The sequence below is a fragment of the Flavobacterium sp. JP2137 genome (assembly GCF_050562195.1).
In the GTDB taxonomy this organism is placed as follows: Bacteria; Bacteroidota; Bacteroidia; order Flavobacteriales; family Flavobacteriaceae; genus Flavobacterium.
Window position 1 is genome coordinate 1,738,798 of record NZ_CP191647.1, and the last position, 15,702, is coordinate 1,754,499.

A 15,702-nucleotide genomic window follows, 5' to 3' on the forward strand; every position below is an offset into this window, starting at 1 on the left:
ACAGTTGTTTTATTTTTACTAAAAAAATGAAACCACTTGCTGTACTCTTAATCGTTTTTGGCCTTGTTTGGGGCAGTACTGCCCTTGTAAATCCATCCATAGATATCGCGTGGGCAGCACGTGTGGGCATGAGTGCGATGTTGGTGTTTACCGCAATGGGCCACTTTGTCTTTACCCAAGGCATGACGCTGATGATTCCCAACGGCTTTCCTTGTAAAAGGGCGCTGGTGTTCGCAACCGGCATATTGGAAGTTGCCCTGGCCGTAGGCATTTCTATTCCTGGAATCCGACAATTATCCGCTTGGGTACTTATCGCGTTTTTGGTTGTACTGCTGCCGGCAAACATCAAAGCGGCGCGCGAAGGTATTGACTTTCAAAAACCCCATGCCGTGGGTAAGGGACTGCGGTATTTGTGGTTCCGAATCCCCTTGCAATTCTTTTGGGTTTTGTGGACTTACTACAGCTGTATAGCGGTGGAATAAACGCGATGGACCTGATGGACCTCACGGAACCGTTATGATTTGACAGCTCGGATTTTGCCGTCGTCCCACTTGATAGCCCAGTTCCCACCAAGCTTTCATCTTCTCGGGTTTAAACAGCAGCGAGTTGGTGGTGAGCAATTCCGGCGGTTGGTAAAAATTTAGGGCAATGCGGTGGTTCAGGCCTTCGATCTTGCCGAGTGTGAGGTCGTCGGCAGCAATTTGATTGAGCATAAACTCAAAGACTCTCGTCGTTAGTACAAAGGCGTTTTTAATCGGTGCTTTGGTTGGGGTATGGCTTTTTAAAACGATGATGTCGATTTCGGTGGCCCCTCTGAGTATGGCCTGATAAATCGGTACCAAGTCGCCCATACCGCCGTCGGCATAGTCGCAGTGATCTTTGTGCACCAAACTCATAAAGGGCACCAAGGAGGTAGAGGCCCAAACCCAATCGCAAAAGTCGTCGTAGGCACAATCGCGGGAGTTCTTGTATTCAACCGCCATAGTCGTCAAGTTGGAAACCGTCACGATCACCTCCTTGTCGGTCGCTTGAATGCGGTCGTAATCGGATGGGGTTAGGGTACGGGAAATCAGGTTTCGCAGGTTTTTGCTTTCGCCAAAGGTTTTCTTGCCCTTGAGCATGGCCATCAAAACACCCAGGTGGTTGATTCGAGTGCTCAACTCCCCATTTTTTTCCCGGATGATAAAGGGACAGCTATTAAAGATGTCCGACTGCTCCACCGCAGTAAAAATCGATTTGAGTTTTTCGGTTTCCCCTATAGCAAGCAAAGGCACTAATAAACTGCCGGTAGAACTGCCGATCAAAATTTGGTAATCCCGTTGTTGTTGCTGTATCAGATACTCTGCCAATCCACCGGCAAAGGCTCCCTTGCTACCGCCTCCAGAAATTACTAATGCGCGCATCGTGAAATGTATTGGTTCTGTATAACGGACTTCGTGTCGATTGATACTTATAAAATTACCGATAAAAATGGCATTTTGCGTTTTTATCAACCGTTTTTTTATCAACGCGCAAAATAAAGAGGCTGCTTCCCTCGAAAATCGAGGCGCATGCGCATAAAAAGAGGAAGTGCTGCGCATTTAAAGGGCAGTGATCGGAGCATAAAAAAAGCCCGAAAAAAAGAGTCTTTTTCGGGCCAAAATCCAGGAGTGGATTTTTTATTTTTTAAGGACAACGCGGTCGGGATAATCGGTGATTATTCCGTCTACTTTTAATTCGATCAAACGGTCGATGTCCGATATTTCATTAATCGTCCAAGGATATATTTTAAAACCGGCAGCGTGAATAGCGGTAACGGTGTCGGTCCACATAAATTTGTAATACGGATTGATGGCTGTCGCTTTAATTTTTTTGCCAAATTCGATTGCCTTGGTAGGGTCTTCGGCAGTGAGTACTGCAATGGCGGCAGGATTGGCTTGTTGTGAAAAAATCTCCAACTCGTTCCAACGAAAACTCGAAATGATAAAATGCGCATTGGTCCATCCCTTTTTCTTAAAGTCGGCGATGATTTTATGCGCCTCTGTAGCGGTGTCTAATCCTTTGAGCTCGATGTTGAGTACCACCTTGCGGTCGATTCGCTCGATGACTTCAGAGAGCGTAGGGATTTTGTATTTGCCCTCGACCTTCAATTTCTTTAGTTCCTCATAGGTGTAGGTTTCAATTTTGCCCGTGCCGTCGGTAACGCGATCGAGGGTTTCGTCGTGAAAAACCACCAGCTCGCCACTTTTTACTTTATAGACATCAATCTCGATCATATCGACTTTTAAGGCTATAGCTTTATCGATAGATTCTAAGGTGTTTTCGGCCACGTGACCTTTGGCACCCCGATGGCCGATTACGAGAATTTTTTGAGCATACAGGGTCGATGTAATCATAGTGAAAAACAATAGGCTAGTAAAAATAAGTTTTATTCGCATAACAATTTAAATTTTAGTGATTATAAAGAGCAAAGGACGCGACTGTATGTGTTTTGGAGCTTATGCCCTTGTTAGTGTTTCGTTAACAATCTGCCTTTTTTTGAAAGACCCGATTCGGGCGTTTCCGGGGTAAAGTCCAGGTTTCTAGGGATTCATTAAAAAAATTAAGCCGTCACTTATTTAAACGTTTCATCATTTTAAAAGCATCTTGAGGTAACGTAGCGACTGTAGTTTTGTCAAAACTTTAACAGCTACAAAATGAAAACAAAATTACAACTCCTGATTCTGGGATGCTGCTTATGGGGGTCTTTGGCTGCGTTGGCGCAGACTACTCAGGCATCGATCTACGGTATCGTATTGGATCAAAATGCCATACAGCAAGGAATTGAGGTGGTACTTAAAAATGAGTCAACGGGATTTACAACCCGTACAAAAACCAATAACAATGGAGAATACCTTTTTAAAGAGCTTCCTCTGGGCGGACCCTATGTCATCACCGTAAGGAACAAGGAAGGCAAGGAGGTTAAAAAATCGGGTTATACCTTAAATCAAGGCGATTCGGCTTTTGTCGATGTGGATATCGACCCGAATCAAACCGAGTTAGATGCCATAGTAATCGAGGGAACGAGTTTAAAGAACAAAAGAGAATTTTTAGGTGCGGCGACGGCTATTTCAGAGCGTTCGATTCAGCGCCTACCGGTAAACGGTAGAAATTTTACCACCCTAACCGATTTGTCGCCTTTGTCTAAAGGCGGGTCTATCGGCGGTCAGTTGGGTTCTTCTACAAACTTTACCATCGACGGGATGTCTGCCAAAAATCCGACTTCGGCCGGATCGACAACCAGTAGAAGTGGCGCACCGTATTCGATATCGATGGAAGCGGTACGGGAATTTAAAGTCATTACCAATCAATACGATGTGACCTTAGGCAGAAGCGGTGGCGGAACGGTCAGTGCCGTAACCAAATCGGGTACCAATCAGTTTTCTGCCTCGGCCTTTACCTATGCCCGAGCCGATTGGTTGTCTAGTCCCTACGATATTCGCGGAAATAAAAGAACGGCGGATTATTCCACCTACCAATATGGCTTGTCGTTAAGCGGACCCCTTATCAAAGATAAATTACACTATTTCTTTGCCTGGGACCATCAGTTGGATTCGAGATCTCTAGTGATCGCCGATATTCAATCGGCAGCAGACGAAGATCGCTTTAATATTACCAAGGGAACTTTGGATCAGTTTGTCTCCATCGCTCGAAACAAATATGGCGTTTCCAACAAACCACAATACGGTACGTTTGATAAAAAACGAAATTCCGATGCCGCTTTTTTGAGGTTGGATTGGCAGATAGACGACAACAATTTATTGACGGTGCGCAATAACTTTACCTACGACAACAATCCACTGGGTTTAGCAGACAATACCACGATCAATTTATACGAGTCGTTTGGGAATGACAAGAATAAAGACAACAGCTTTTTGGCCACTTTACGATCGACCTTAAGTCCGAAATTGACCAACGAATTAAAGGTACAACATTTGTATGTTTACCAAGAGAGTAGTCCCGGTGATGATTTACCATCCAACAACATTCCAAGAGCTATAGTAGAAAATATTGTTTCGAATATAGATGGAGCCAATCGGTCGACCAACATCCAAATTGGAGGTCATCGCTTTGCGCAGGAGGGATTTCGCAACAATGTTTTTCAAATTGTCGACAATTTGTACTACAACACCGATAAAATTAAATATACCTTCGGTTTGGATTTGATGAACACCGCATCAAAATCGGTTTATGGAAGTGAGGTTAACGGCCGATTCCACTTTAGAGAAGACACGACAACGGCCAAAACGGCTTTAGAGAATTTCGAGTCGTACATACCTTATCGCTATTATAGAGAGGTGCCTTTAAAAGACGATTTAACGGTAAAGGGAAACATTTTAAATGTGGGCGTATACGGACAAATGCAGTTTAAAGTGGGTAAGGGAATGGATATGACAGCGGGTTTGCGCATGGATTATGCGCATTATCCGACGGCCGAATACAACCAATTGGTCGACGATGAATTGGGGTTGCGTACCGACAATAAATTCAAGTCGTTTATCGTACAGCCGCGTTTGCAATTCAATTGGGATATCAACGAAAACAAAACGGATTTTATTCGAATGGGAGCGGGAATTTTTGGATCGGATATCAACAACTACACCTTGATTAATAATTTGACTTTTGACGGGAATCACTTGGCTACAGTAGACGTTAGGGGAGCGGATGTACCGACCCCCGATTTTCAGGGCTACCGCTCTGGTGCGGTTTCCGCGCCGAGCTTGGAGAAAAACCAATTGGTAACGATCAACATGACGGGAAAGGATGCTAAAGTACCGATCGTTTACAAGGCGAATTTGTCTTATACACACTTTTTCAACAGTCAGTTTCGCGTTGGAATTGCCGGATATGCTACCTTGACTCGAAACAACTATACGTATTTAGACCGCAATATGGTGAGTGATCCCTTTTTTACGTTAAAAAACGAAGACAATAGAGGGGTCTTTGTACCGTTGAACAGCATGCCAGCAAATGGTGCGGCCGATTGGCAAAAAGGGCGTATCAGCGATAAATTGGGGCGTGTATTGGAATTGACCAGCGATGGAAAAATCGACCAATTTGCCTTTGTAGTCGATGCCAATTACAATTATTATAAAGACGGTGAAATCTCGGCAAGTTATACGTGGAACAGCACCAAAGACAATACTTCTTATAATGGAAACGTAGCGAATACCGCTACCTTGGTGCAAACGGTCAAAGACGACCCAAGAGATTTATCGAGCATGACGTATTCCGACAACCACTTTAGACATAAGGTCGTGGTCTATGGTACCTTGCCCACCTTTTATGGCGTACAAGTCGGTTTCCGCTTTTCTGGAATTGCCGGTACGCGTTATAGCCTGCTTTCGGGAGGGAATACCAATGGGGATTTCGTTTCGGGAAGCAACGATTTGGCTTATATTTTTGACCGTAACGACCCCGCGGTTCCTCAACATATCCGCGATGGTTTACAAGCGATTATGGACAATCCTGAAGTGAGTCAAAGCATGAAAGACTACATCGATAAGTACAGTGGGAAAATGGCCGATCGCAACGGCGGTATCAATAAGTTTTACAGCATTATCGATTTGCGCATCAGCAAAAAAGTCAAGTTGTATGGCAAGCATAATTTCGAGATTTCTGCAGACATCTTTAATTTTGCCAACTTGCTGAATAAAGAATGGGGTACCAATGAAACCATGGGAAATCAGGCCCTATATGCCTTGGGGATTCCAGCGGCTAATGGACAACCCGCTCAACCCGCTTTTGACGCGAATAAACAAGCGTTTAATTACCGGGTCAATACCAAGGGAACTCCTGTGCCAACGGGAAATCCATACCAAATACAGGTCGGATTGCGATACAGTTTTTAACGGTATACGCGAACTGAAAAGAGGCTATCCGATTTATTGGATAGCCTCTTTTTTTTGTTAAAAAAACTATTTTGCTTTTATAATAAATATTTTTTTTTGACTTTTATAGGGTAATGAGCTGGATGATAGTTCTTTGTGTGCTTTTTGTAATACGTGTTGGAGAACGAGATTTTAGCGAGTAGGAATAGTATTTTAAAAACGAAATCACATGAGGTATAAATCAAAAATCCCCGAATTTTAAACGGCTGCTTTGATGGAAGTAGCTTATAGGGTATGTGCTGCGCATTGCCCTTAGGAGGTCTTTTATGGGACTTCCGCAATTGTATCGAGACAAATCTTCAACTTTTCGATATCAAAATTACCTTCGCGTACACCGCTGCGCACCGTTGAATTTTTGTCGTATAAACGCCTTGTAATCGAGGCATACTTGCAAAAAAACTCCCGGCATTTTTGTGTTTTGCAAATTCGGATTTCGAGGAAATGAAGGCCGTATAACTGCCGCAAATCATCAGGCCTATTCCTTTTAAATTTTATTAAAAAACTCCCATAGTAGCAACAGCAAGAGGTTTGCTATAACAACTGCCCTATGGGTAAAGTGATTGTATAGGAACAAATTTAAAATGATATAAAATGAAAAAAATGATAATCATGGCTTGTCTATTCTTATTGGGAGCGGGCTGTAATAGTGACGACAGCAGTAGTGACGACAGCAAACCGATAGAAAAACCCGCTGTACCAAGAACAGTGGAAATGATAACGATTGCGCAGGGTGACCACTTAGGATCAATGGGAGGTCGAGATTTTAAGGTAATTAGTGACGAAAGTACGTGGAATGGTTTGATTCAAAACGGCAGTATTTCCTCAAGTATCGTTAACCCCCTATTCCTTAATATTGATTTTTCTGCGTTTGACGTAGTGCTGGTTGTAGATGAAAAAAAAGCCCCTGGAGGGCGCAGCATCGATATTGTCGATATCATGGAATACGAGCAAAATGTGGTAGTCCGTGTCGACGGTTTGATAAAGGGCAATCAGGCTTTACAGTTAAAAAGGCCTTTTCATATAGTGAAGATCCCAAAACTCGCAAAAACCGTTGTATTTGAAACGGTTGAAGCGCATTTGAAGGACTTAAAATATAAGGAAATTTGGAATCTGCGGGAGTTTTCGCCGGGTTTAGGTCCTTATCACTATTACGAAGTGGGCGATATCAGATGGGTTTTTAACGACCATAATTCGATAACTACCCAAGTGAACGAGGAGTTGCGTCGTGTATCGGACTACCACACTTTAATTCCGCTAAATACGTCCGGAAATTATACTTATAGACTTCTAGGCGATACCATTTTTTTGAACAATGAACGCTTTCAGTATCGCGTAATTGCAGATACTTTAGTCGTTCACTGGAATGTGCCGGCAGATGGTATTGAATTGATTTTTGTACGCGATTGAAGGACCATGAATTTTTAAACCAAAAGTTTAAAGCGAATAAATGACAAATGCAAAAGAATAGAAGATGAAAAAAATGATAGTATTCGCAGGACTATTCCTGGTGGGAGTTGCATGCGGTAGTGATGATAATACAGCAACAATTGAGGAATCAAATATTCAAGTTGAACAGAGATGTGGATGTGCTGATCTGGGGTATACTAGCGGTGAGAGTGTCTTAGTTAAAGTTGAATTGGACTCGAATAATCCGAATAGAGCGCCAGAACATAGATATGAACTCTTATTTACTAAAGATGGTATAATGGTTAGGACATACTTTGTGTGTAATGATGATTTGATTGACAAGAAATTTCCGCTTTTGGAGCTGGGTACTGAAATTCCAGTACGGTTTTCGGGACAAATTTTAGCTTTGTGCGAAGAACAAGGCTTTTTCTATCCAGCGATTTATGCTTATTTTTTTGTTAAAGTCGAAAATATAGAGGCGTTATGAAAAAGAAAATTTTAATGGTACTGATGTTATTGTGTTCGTTGTTTTTTTATGGGCAAGAAAAGCTTAGTTACGAATCAAAAAATGGCCTTATTGAATTTGAAGTTTCCAAGGATAAGTATTATTTTGAAGTTTCTAACGGAAAAAAGAAAAAAATCTTAGAAGGTGTACTATTGCATCAATTCCTCTCAACAGGCATATATCCAAATAGCGCCACTGTATGGAGCGGTAGGAAATGCGGTAACCCATCCCGTAGAGGCAGGGCATAGTTTCCTAGATATCGACTTGGGGGCGTTGGCAAGCGGCCTGTATAAAGTCCGTTTGTATGTGGGTGATCAATGGGTGGATGCCAAAAATTTACTCGTGGAATGATAATCTGGGCTAGTAGAGCCATTCCCTAGATAAAAAAAAGGCCACTCCAAAATAACATGGGATGGCCTTTGTATGTTGTATGAGTTATTGCTATTGTTTTTCGGTAACGGGTGTTCCGTATAAATCAAACTCCGTAGCCTCATCGATATAGATGTTTACAAACTCACCTACTTTTACGTAGTGTTGGGTAGCATCGATCAGCACTTCGTTATCTACATCGGGACTGTCAAATTCAGAACGACCCACAAAGTGATTGCCCTCTTTACGGTCGATGATGCACTTAAAGGTTTTTCCGATTTTCTCCTGATTTAATTCCCAAGAAATCTGCGATTGAATTTCCATGATTTCATTGGCGCGATCTTGTTTCACATCTGCCGGAACATCGTCTTCTAAGCTATAGGCATGGGTGTTTTCTTCATGGGAATAGGCAAAACAGCCCAAACGCTCAAAGCGCATCTCCTGAACCCAATCCTTAAGGATTTGGAAATCCTCTTCGGTTTCACCGGGATAACCCACGATCAACGTAGTTCGGATGGTCATGCCTGGAACCGCAACTCTAAAGTCTTTTAGCAATTGCGTGGTTTTGGCTTGAGTTGTTCCACGACGCATCGATTTCAATATGTTGTCTGAAATGTGTTGCAAGGGAATATCGAGGTAATTACAAATCTTAGGCTCTCTTTTCATCAGCTCTAAAACATCCATCGGAAATCCAGTAGGGAAAGCATAATGAAGACGAATCCACTCAATACCCTCTACTTTAATTAAGTTTTCGAGTAATTCCGCTAGATTCCGCTTTTTGTATAAATCCAAACCGTAGTACGTCAAATCCTGTGCGATAAGAATCAATTCTTTGACACCATCTCTGGCCAAACCTTCGGCTTCTTTAACCAATTTTTCAATGGATTGGGAAACGTGTTTACCACGCATAATGGGAATAGCACAAAAACTACATGGACGATCACAGCCTTCGGCTATCTTGAGATAGGCGTAATTCTTTGGGGTAGTAGTCATGCGTTCACCCAACAATTCATGTTTGTAATCCGCGCCTAGCGCTTTTAATAGCAACGGCAAATCCGTCGTACCAAAATATTGATCCACGTTGGGAATCTCCGCTTCTAAGTCCGGTTTGTAACGCTCAGAAAGACATCCTGTAACAAAAATCTTGTCCACAAGTCCTTTTTCTTTCTTTTCAACGTATTCCAATATGGTGTTTACCGACTCTGCCTTGGCATTGTTGATAAAACCACAGGTGTTGATCACGATTATGTTTCCCTCGTCTTGAGTGGCTTCGTGTGTCACTTCTTTACCACTAGCTCTCAACTGTCCCATCAACACTTCACTGTCGTAAACGTTTTTGGAACACCCTAAGGTGATGACATTAATCTTGTTTTTCTTTAAAGTTTTGGTTCTCATGGATTTAAAAATTGGTGTGCAAAAATACGATTTTTTTAGCTAGAAAAGTGCTGCTTTGATTAAATTGTGAAATTCCGTTTGAACTGCCTGCGCAAAATGCCGGTAATGGGCCTTATTCGCAGCGAAAGGCTTGGGGAGTACAAAAAAAAATCAGCCTTAATCCGCAAAAGACCCAGGCTGATTTTTCGATGGTATACCCGTTTATTAGATTCTAAAAATTCCTCCGAAGGCAATGACGCGCTCCAGGAAGAAAAAGTCTTGAGAAGCTTTGTCGCTACGGCTATCCGTAGTTCGGATGTTGCTCATATTGATATAGCCTCCTTTGAGTTCTGCTTGTATAAAGAAGTACTTTAAGAAGGTGATGTTGAGTCCGGCTTTGGCAGATAGTCCAAATCCAGCCACGTTAAATTCGTCGTATCGCTCTTTGTTCAACAGTTTGGTGTTGGTCTTTGGAAAGATGATTCCCCCTCCGACACCTTCGGTAATGTTGATTTGAATCTTATCGGTATTGTTGATTCGAAACAATTTTGAAATGTCGTCGACACGGCTAATTTCCGTATTGATGTAATTTAAACCATCGGTGTGTTCGAAGGTAAGAAAATCTTCGGTCAACAGTATTTCGTTGTTGTCGATGGTATTGGGTCTTTCACCATAACTGCCTTCATTGGGGTAATGCCCTTTAAAACCGACTACTTGATCTTGTCTCATCACGTATTTCATGTGGTCTAACCCAATGGAAACGTTGTATTTGTCGGTGATGAAATAACCAATTCTCAAGTTGGTTTGCGGAATGGTCATTCTGGCGGGATTGATATAATCAATATGCCAACCTTTGGGTTTGTCGTCTGCGGCGACATCTTTTAAGGTGAAGTCGTAACCATCTCCTCTGAAATGAACGTCTGATTTGGTAAAACTACCGCGGTTACCTCCCCAGAAAATGTAAAACTTCCCTTTGTTATGAGCGGTATAACGCAGTGGCGATACCTCGAAATGGTCGAGGTCTTTAGCCGTCCTAACCGACAAAGAATCGCTAATAATCGGATTGGTAGTTACTTGAGCAGTGCTGCTTAATGTCCATAAGGATAGGGTAATAGCAACTAATTTGAAAAAATTATTCATAGTAATTGTATTTATTGAATAGTAATTGATTTCCGTGTGCAAAGATACAACAAAAAAATCCCTTAAACTTCGATTTGAGTTAAGGGATTTTTTAATTAAAATGATTATAAAGTCCTAGAATATAAGGCTATAGGTTAAGCTGATGTTGTTGTCGATGGTCTTGATGCGTGCTGCATCGCGCATTCCGTTGCTCAAAAAGTTCACATCATAGGGTCTGGCGGTGTGTACATAGGCCAAATCCAAGCGGGAAGGGCCGAAGTTATAGCCAACTCCCGCAGAAAAACTGTTGAGGTCTCCGATGACCTTCTGGTTTTTATACGGACTTTCTTCAAAGCGGTATCCTCCTCGAATGCTCACATCTTTGATGCGGTATTCCGCACCCACGCGGTATTCGTTGGTCGATGAAAGCTCGTTTTTTAATTCGGCATTGGTGTAGGCAAAGGCATCGCCGGGTCTAAATTTGGTTTTGCTGTAGTCCTTACGGGTATAGTCAAAACTGATCAATCCGGTTTGTCCAAAGATATACGCCAAACTTCCGGTATAGATCGATGGAGTTTGCAGTTTGTGCTCCCGGTATATGTTTACCGTGTTTGGATCGGTTACATAGCGCGTTGAAGTCGGTTTTTCCGTCGGGAGTGCCTGGTTGATATCGGTTCTCAGTACCTGAGACAACTCGTCCTTGAGTCGATACCAGGTAGGCGATTCATACGATGCCCCTACGCGCAAGCTTTCGGTTAGCTTGGCCAAGGCTCCAATCTGAAAGGAAAAACCGTTACCGTAGGTGTACAACTCGTTTTGAAAAGCGATGCTGCGCACGTATTCGCCTTGGTAATTGCTGCGTTGTTCGTATACGGTGCTCAATTCGGTATAATCGGTAAAGTGCACGTTGAGGTTGGTACCCACGTAAAAGCGATCTCCGATTTGAGACGAGAGGTTAGCGCTTAACTTGCCGTTATAACCCGAAGTTGAAATGTAGTTTTGTTGAAAGTATTCTCCTGGAGCGACATTGGAAGTGTAATTGCCGTTTTGGTCTTGATCGAACAAATAGGATTGAAAGCCCAAAAAGGCTTGTTGCTGGTCAAAACCATTGGGTTGGTTACCCAGGTATTGGTAAACACTGCGGATGGATTCTCCTTGAGCAACTTGCAGTTGCTCTATGGGAATGGGTTGTCCGTTATTGCCAGCATTGGCAAAGTCCATAAAGTAATTGTTGATGCTGTGATTGCTGATTCCGGCAGCGTAAATATTGTTGTTGAAGTTGGCACTGCTCTCGTAGTTGATTCCGAAGACAATTTTTTTCCATGCGCTCTGCGCATTGGCGTTGTCATAGACAAAGGCAGCACCCATTTGTCCAAAATCCAAACCGTTGTAGCGGTCGGAATCCGAGTTGCCCATATAGGTTGATTGGTTGTTTTTATGGGTGGTATACAGGGAAAAAGCAGCGGTGTTGTAGTGGAATAAGGCACTACCTGCTGGATTGACCTGTAGCGACGACAAATCGCCTCCAAGGGCGCCAAAGGCGCCGCTCATCGCTTTAAAGCGGGCGGTACCGTTGAGGTCTTTTTGCGTATAGCGAAGGCCGTCTGCAGCCGTGTTTTGCTGTGCTTGTACTACCGATACGAAGCACAGTGCCGAAACTAAACTTAGATATTTTTTCATAAGGCAATTATAAGGTTTGTCAACCGGAAATGGCGTTTCCCTATTGGATGTCTGCCGTGGCAGCTACCGAGAGTCGGCGATTTCACGAGTCTGTATTAAACGGAGTTAATGACTGTTTTTATCTTCTGCTGCTTCCACCTGAACGACTGCTGCTTCCGCTTGAACGACTGCTGCTTCCACTTGAACTGCTTCTCGACGGAGCCGAGTAGTTAGAGCTCGGACGTGAAGACGTATTCGAATTGTAGCTGCTTCTCGACGAACTGTTGCTGTTGCGCGTAGAGGTATTCGTACTTCTGGACGAGTTCGCTCGGTTGGTGCTGTTGGTGTTGTTGTAATCTCTAGTCGAGATGTTTCTGATAAAAGTGTTGTTGAACTGATTTCTCGAGCTCGATTGTATGCTTCTACTGCTGTTGTAGTTGGTTCTGCTAGAGCTGTTTAAATGGGCTCTGCTCGAATTGCTTTGTAACGAACGACCTCTTTGGTAGTTGTCCCTTCCGTTGTAAATCGTGTTGTTGCGGCTGCTGGTACGGTATCCGTTGTTGTAAGCGGCATTTCTATAGCGGTAATTGTGGTAATACGGTCTGTAGTACGAACCGTAATAAGGATATCCTCCCCATCCGTATCCGCCATACCAAGAGTTCCACGGGCTGTAATATGCGCCGCCCCAGCCCCAGTTAAAGCCAAATCCAATACTCCATCCCGATCCCCAATACGGGTAGTGGGAGTTGTAGTATCCGCCGTAGTAAGGGTCGTTGTAAACGTTTACCGTTACGGCTTGAGTTTCGTCGCCCCAACCGCCGTATCCCACCGCATTAGTGGTGTAGCTCAGCGAGTCGTTGGAACTGTATTCGTCTATATTGGTAAAGGAGCTCAGCTCGTTGTCGATGTTTTTCAGGTAATTGGTGTAATAACCGCCCTCTTGTGAGTTTGAGGATGCAGTAGGCGAATAGTTGGTTTGCGGTGCTTTGTTGGCACTGTAAATACCGTCTGTCTCATAGTAAGACTTGTTCTGATAAGATCCGCACGAAACCAAGAGGCTACTGAGTAATCCAATAAACCCGTAAAAGGATAAATTTCGTGGTATTAATGGTGTAGTTTTCATATCGTGTAGTTTTTTTATGGTTGGCAATACAAAATTAGTTAGTTTTGTCTGATTAATATAGTTAATTAAAGTTAAACAATATTTGTGCCAATATATTAAAAATGAGTAAGAACATCACTAAGAGAGCAGAAGATTATTCCAAATGGTATAATGAACTGGTGGTCAAAGCAGATTTAGCAGAGAATTCAGGCGTTAGAGGTTGTATGGTAATCAAGCCATACGGCTATGCGATTTGGGAAAAAATGCAAGCGGAGTTAGATAAAAAGTTTAAGGAGACGGGGCACCAAAATGCGTATTTCCCGCTGTTTATTCCCAAATCTTATTTTAGTAAGGAGGCTAGTCATGTCGATGGTTTTGCAAAGGAATGTGCGGTGGTTACCCACTATCGCTTGAGAACGGCTGCGGACGGAAAAACGATTGAAGTGGATCCCGACGCCAAATTGGAAGAAGAACTGATTGTTCGTCCGACTTCGGAAACCATTATTTGGGACACCTATAGAAAGTGGATCGAATCGTATAGAGATTTGCCGATATTGATCAATCAATGGGCCAATGTGGTGCGTTGGGAGATGCGAACCCGATTGTTTTTGAGAACCTCTGAGTTTTTATGGCAAGAAGGACATACGGCTCATGCCACTCAGGCAGAAGCGGTACAAGAAGCGGAATTGATGTTGGATATCTATGCCGATTTTGCAGAGAATTTTATGGCTATGCCAGTGGTTCGCGGCGTGAAATCGGAAAACGAACGTTTTGCCGGAGCGATTGAAACCTATTGTATCGAGGCTTTGATGCAAGATGGAAAGGCTTTGCAAGCGGGAACATCGCACTTCTTGGGTCAGAATTTTGCCAAGGCATTCGATGTGAAATTCACCAGTCAAGAGGGCAAGCAAGAATACGTTTGGGCCACCTCATGGGGGGTTTCTACGCGTTTGATGGGCGCTTTGGTCATGACGCATTCCGACGATAACGGCTTGGTGTTGCCGCCAAATTTGGCGCCGATACAGGTGGTGATCATTCCGATTCACAAAACCGACGAGCAATTGGAACAGATCAAGGCAGCGGTGAAAATCGTGACCGATCAATTCAAGAAATTAAATATTTCATTTAAATATGACGACCGCACGACTTTTAAGCCGGGGTGGAAGTTTAACGAATACGAATTAAAAGGCGTGCCAATACGCATTGCCGTGGGACCAAAGGATTTGGAAAACGGAACTTTCGAAATTGCGCGTAGGGATACCTTGACCAAGGAAGTGGTTGCCAAAGATCAGGTGGTGACTTATGTGGAGGAACTGTTGGAAGAGATTCAAAACAGCCTCTTTCAAAAGGCCTTGGCGTATCGCGATGCCCATATTACCGAGGCGAATTCGTTTGAGGAGTTTAAAGCGATTTTAGACACCAAAACAGGCTTTGTTTCCGCTCACTGGGATGGAACTGTAGAGACCGAAGAAAAGATCAAGGATTTGACCAAGGCGACCATCCGTTGTGTGCCCTTGGATCGGGTTTTGGAAGATGGGGTGTGTATACTGACAGGCCAGCCCTCAAAGGGACGGGTGCTGTTTGCGAAGTCGTACTAAAAAAAAATAAAATAAATTGTTTTTCTCTTGCAGGATTAAAAAAATGTTGTAGTTTTGCATCCGCATTAGAGAAACAAATGGTCCGTTCGTCTAGGGGTTAGGACGCCAGGTTTTCATCCTGGTAACAGGGGTTCGATTCCCCTACGGACTACAAGTTTACAAAACGAAATTTTACTTTAATGCGGTCCGTTCGTCTAGGGGTTAGGACGCCAGGTTTTCATCCTGGTAACAGGGGTTCGATTCCCCTACGGACTACGAGTTCTTTTGGAATTCACAAGGCGCATCAGGTCCGTTCGTCTAGGGGTTAGGACGCCAGGTTTTCATCCTGGTAACAGGGGTTCGATTCCCCTACGGACTACAATAAAAAAGATAATTAGGGTTAATTAATTTAGAAAATAAAATGGCAAATCATAAGTCAGCTTTAAAAAGAATTAGAAGCAACGAAAAAAGAAGAGTTTTAAATAGATATCAGCATAAAACGACTCGTAATGCGATTAAAGCGTTGCGTTTGGTAGAAGACAAAAACGAGGCTACTGAAAAGTTGAACGTGGTGGTTTCTATGATTGATAAATTAGCTAAGAAAAATATTATTCATAGCAATAAAGCTTCTAACTTGAAATCAAAATTAACAAAACACGTTGCTGCATTATAATAAGCAAT

Annotated in this window: 13 protein-coding genes and 3 tRNA genes; 10 read left to right on the top strand and 6 right to left on the bottom strand. The window is 43.0% G+C overall.

Translation table 11 applies throughout. The annotated features are described in order from the left end of the window. The first annotated feature begins 26 nt into the window (after positions 1-26). On the top strand, positions 27-482 hold the full coding sequence (locus ACQZ43_RS07415) for a DoxX family protein (RefSeq protein WP_430615396.1): 456 nt from the start codon (positions 27-29) through the stop codon (positions 480-482). A 21-nt stretch (positions 483-503) separates the two neighbouring features. On the opposite strand, the gene ACQZ43_RS07420 is transcribed toward ACQZ43_RS07415, so the two are convergent. Next, complete coding sequence (locus tag ACQZ43_RS07420; RefSeq protein WP_430615397.1) at positions 504-1,403, bottom strand: patatin-like phospholipase family protein; 900 nt, start codon at positions 1,401-1,403, stop codon at positions 504-506. A gap of 255 nt (positions 1,404-1,658) precedes the next feature. Further along, a complete protein-coding gene (locus ACQZ43_RS07425; RefSeq protein ID WP_430615399.1) occupies positions 1,659-2,375 on the bottom strand; it encodes a glycerophosphodiester phosphodiesterase in 717 nt (238 codons plus the stop codon). A gap of 300 nt (positions 2,376-2,675) precedes the next feature. On the opposite strand from ACQZ43_RS07425, the gene ACQZ43_RS07430 reads away from it, so the two are divergent. The 4 genes from ACQZ43_RS07430 (at position 2,676) to ACQZ43_RS07445 (ending at position 8,069) form a co-directional block, all read left to right on the top strand. Further along, positions 2,676-5,870: a carboxypeptidase regulatory-like domain-containing protein gene (locus ACQZ43_RS07430; RefSeq protein ID WP_430615400.1), complete on the top strand. Its 3,195-nt coding sequence runs from the start codon at positions 2,676-2,678 to the stop codon at positions 5,868-5,870. Positions 5,871-6,500: 630 nt separating this feature from the next. Beyond that, positions 6,501-7,316, top strand: coding sequence for a hypothetical protein (locus tag ACQZ43_RS07435; protein ID WP_430615402.1), 816 nt, complete (start codon positions 6,501-6,503; stop codon positions 7,314-7,316). A gap of 64 nt (positions 7,317-7,380) precedes the next feature. Further along, positions 7,381-7,803 carry a hypothetical protein gene (locus tag ACQZ43_RS07440; RefSeq protein ID WP_430615403.1) on the top strand — a complete coding sequence of 141 codons (423 nt, stop codon included), beginning with the start codon at positions 7,381-7,383 and terminating at the stop codon, positions 7,801-7,803. Next, a complete protein-coding gene (locus ACQZ43_RS07445) occupies positions 7,800-8,069 on the top strand; it encodes a hypothetical protein (RefSeq protein ID WP_430615404.1) in 270 nt (89 codons plus the stop codon). The genes ACQZ43_RS07440 and ACQZ43_RS07445 overlap by 4 nt, the downstream gene beginning before the upstream one ends. A 193-nt stretch (positions 8,070-8,262) precedes the next feature. Here the strand turns inward: ACQZ43_RS07445 and rimO are convergent, their stop codons facing one another. From rimO to ACQZ43_RS07465, 4 genes are all read right to left on the bottom strand, one after another. Continuing rightward, complete coding sequence (gene rimO, locus ACQZ43_RS07450) at positions 8,263-9,585, bottom strand: 30S ribosomal protein S12 methylthiotransferase RimO (RefSeq protein WP_430615405.1); 1,323 nt, start codon at positions 9,583-9,585, stop codon at positions 8,263-8,265. Positions 9,586-9,789: 204 nt separating this feature from the next. Continuing rightward, positions 9,790-10,704 carry a hypothetical protein gene (locus tag ACQZ43_RS07455; protein ID WP_430615406.1) on the bottom strand — a complete coding sequence of 305 codons (915 nt, stop codon included), beginning with the start codon at positions 10,702-10,704 and terminating at the stop codon, positions 9,790-9,792. 114 nt (positions 10,705-10,818) lie between these two features. Further along, on the bottom strand, positions 10,819-12,363 hold the full coding sequence (locus ACQZ43_RS07460) for an OmpP1/FadL family transporter (protein ID WP_430615407.1): 1,545 nt from the start codon (positions 12,361-12,363) through the stop codon (positions 10,819-10,821). Between the two features lie 118 nt (positions 12,364-12,481). Then, positions 12,482-13,465, bottom strand: coding sequence for a hypothetical protein (locus ACQZ43_RS07465; RefSeq protein ID WP_430615408.1), 984 nt, complete (start codon positions 13,463-13,465; stop codon positions 12,482-12,484). A 101-nt stretch (positions 13,466-13,566) separates the two neighbouring features. Here ACQZ43_RS07465 and proS point away from each other — a divergent pair, with 101 nt between their 5' ends. From proS to rpsT, 5 genes are all read left to right on the top strand, one after another. Then, positions 13,567-15,042, top strand: a complete 1,476-nt coding sequence (gene proS, locus ACQZ43_RS07470) for a proline--tRNA ligase (RefSeq protein WP_430615409.1) — start codon at positions 13,567-13,569, stop codon at positions 15,040-15,042. 79 nt (positions 15,043-15,121) lie between these two features. Next, a tRNA-Glu gene (locus tag ACQZ43_RS07475) sits at positions 15,122-15,193 on the top strand. Between the two features lie 32 nt (positions 15,194-15,225). Continuing rightward, positions 15,226-15,297: transfer RNA gene (locus tag ACQZ43_RS07480), tRNA-Glu, on the top strand. Between the two features lie 31 nt (positions 15,298-15,328). Further along, positions 15,329-15,400: transfer RNA gene (locus ACQZ43_RS07485), tRNA-Glu, on the top strand. 42 nt (positions 15,401-15,442) lie between these two features. Beyond that, complete coding sequence (gene rpsT / locus ACQZ43_RS07490) at positions 15,443-15,694, top strand: 30S ribosomal protein S20 (RefSeq protein ID WP_219294834.1); 252 nt, start codon at positions 15,443-15,445, stop codon at positions 15,692-15,694. The last annotated feature ends 8 nt before the right edge of the window (positions 15,695-15,702 follow it).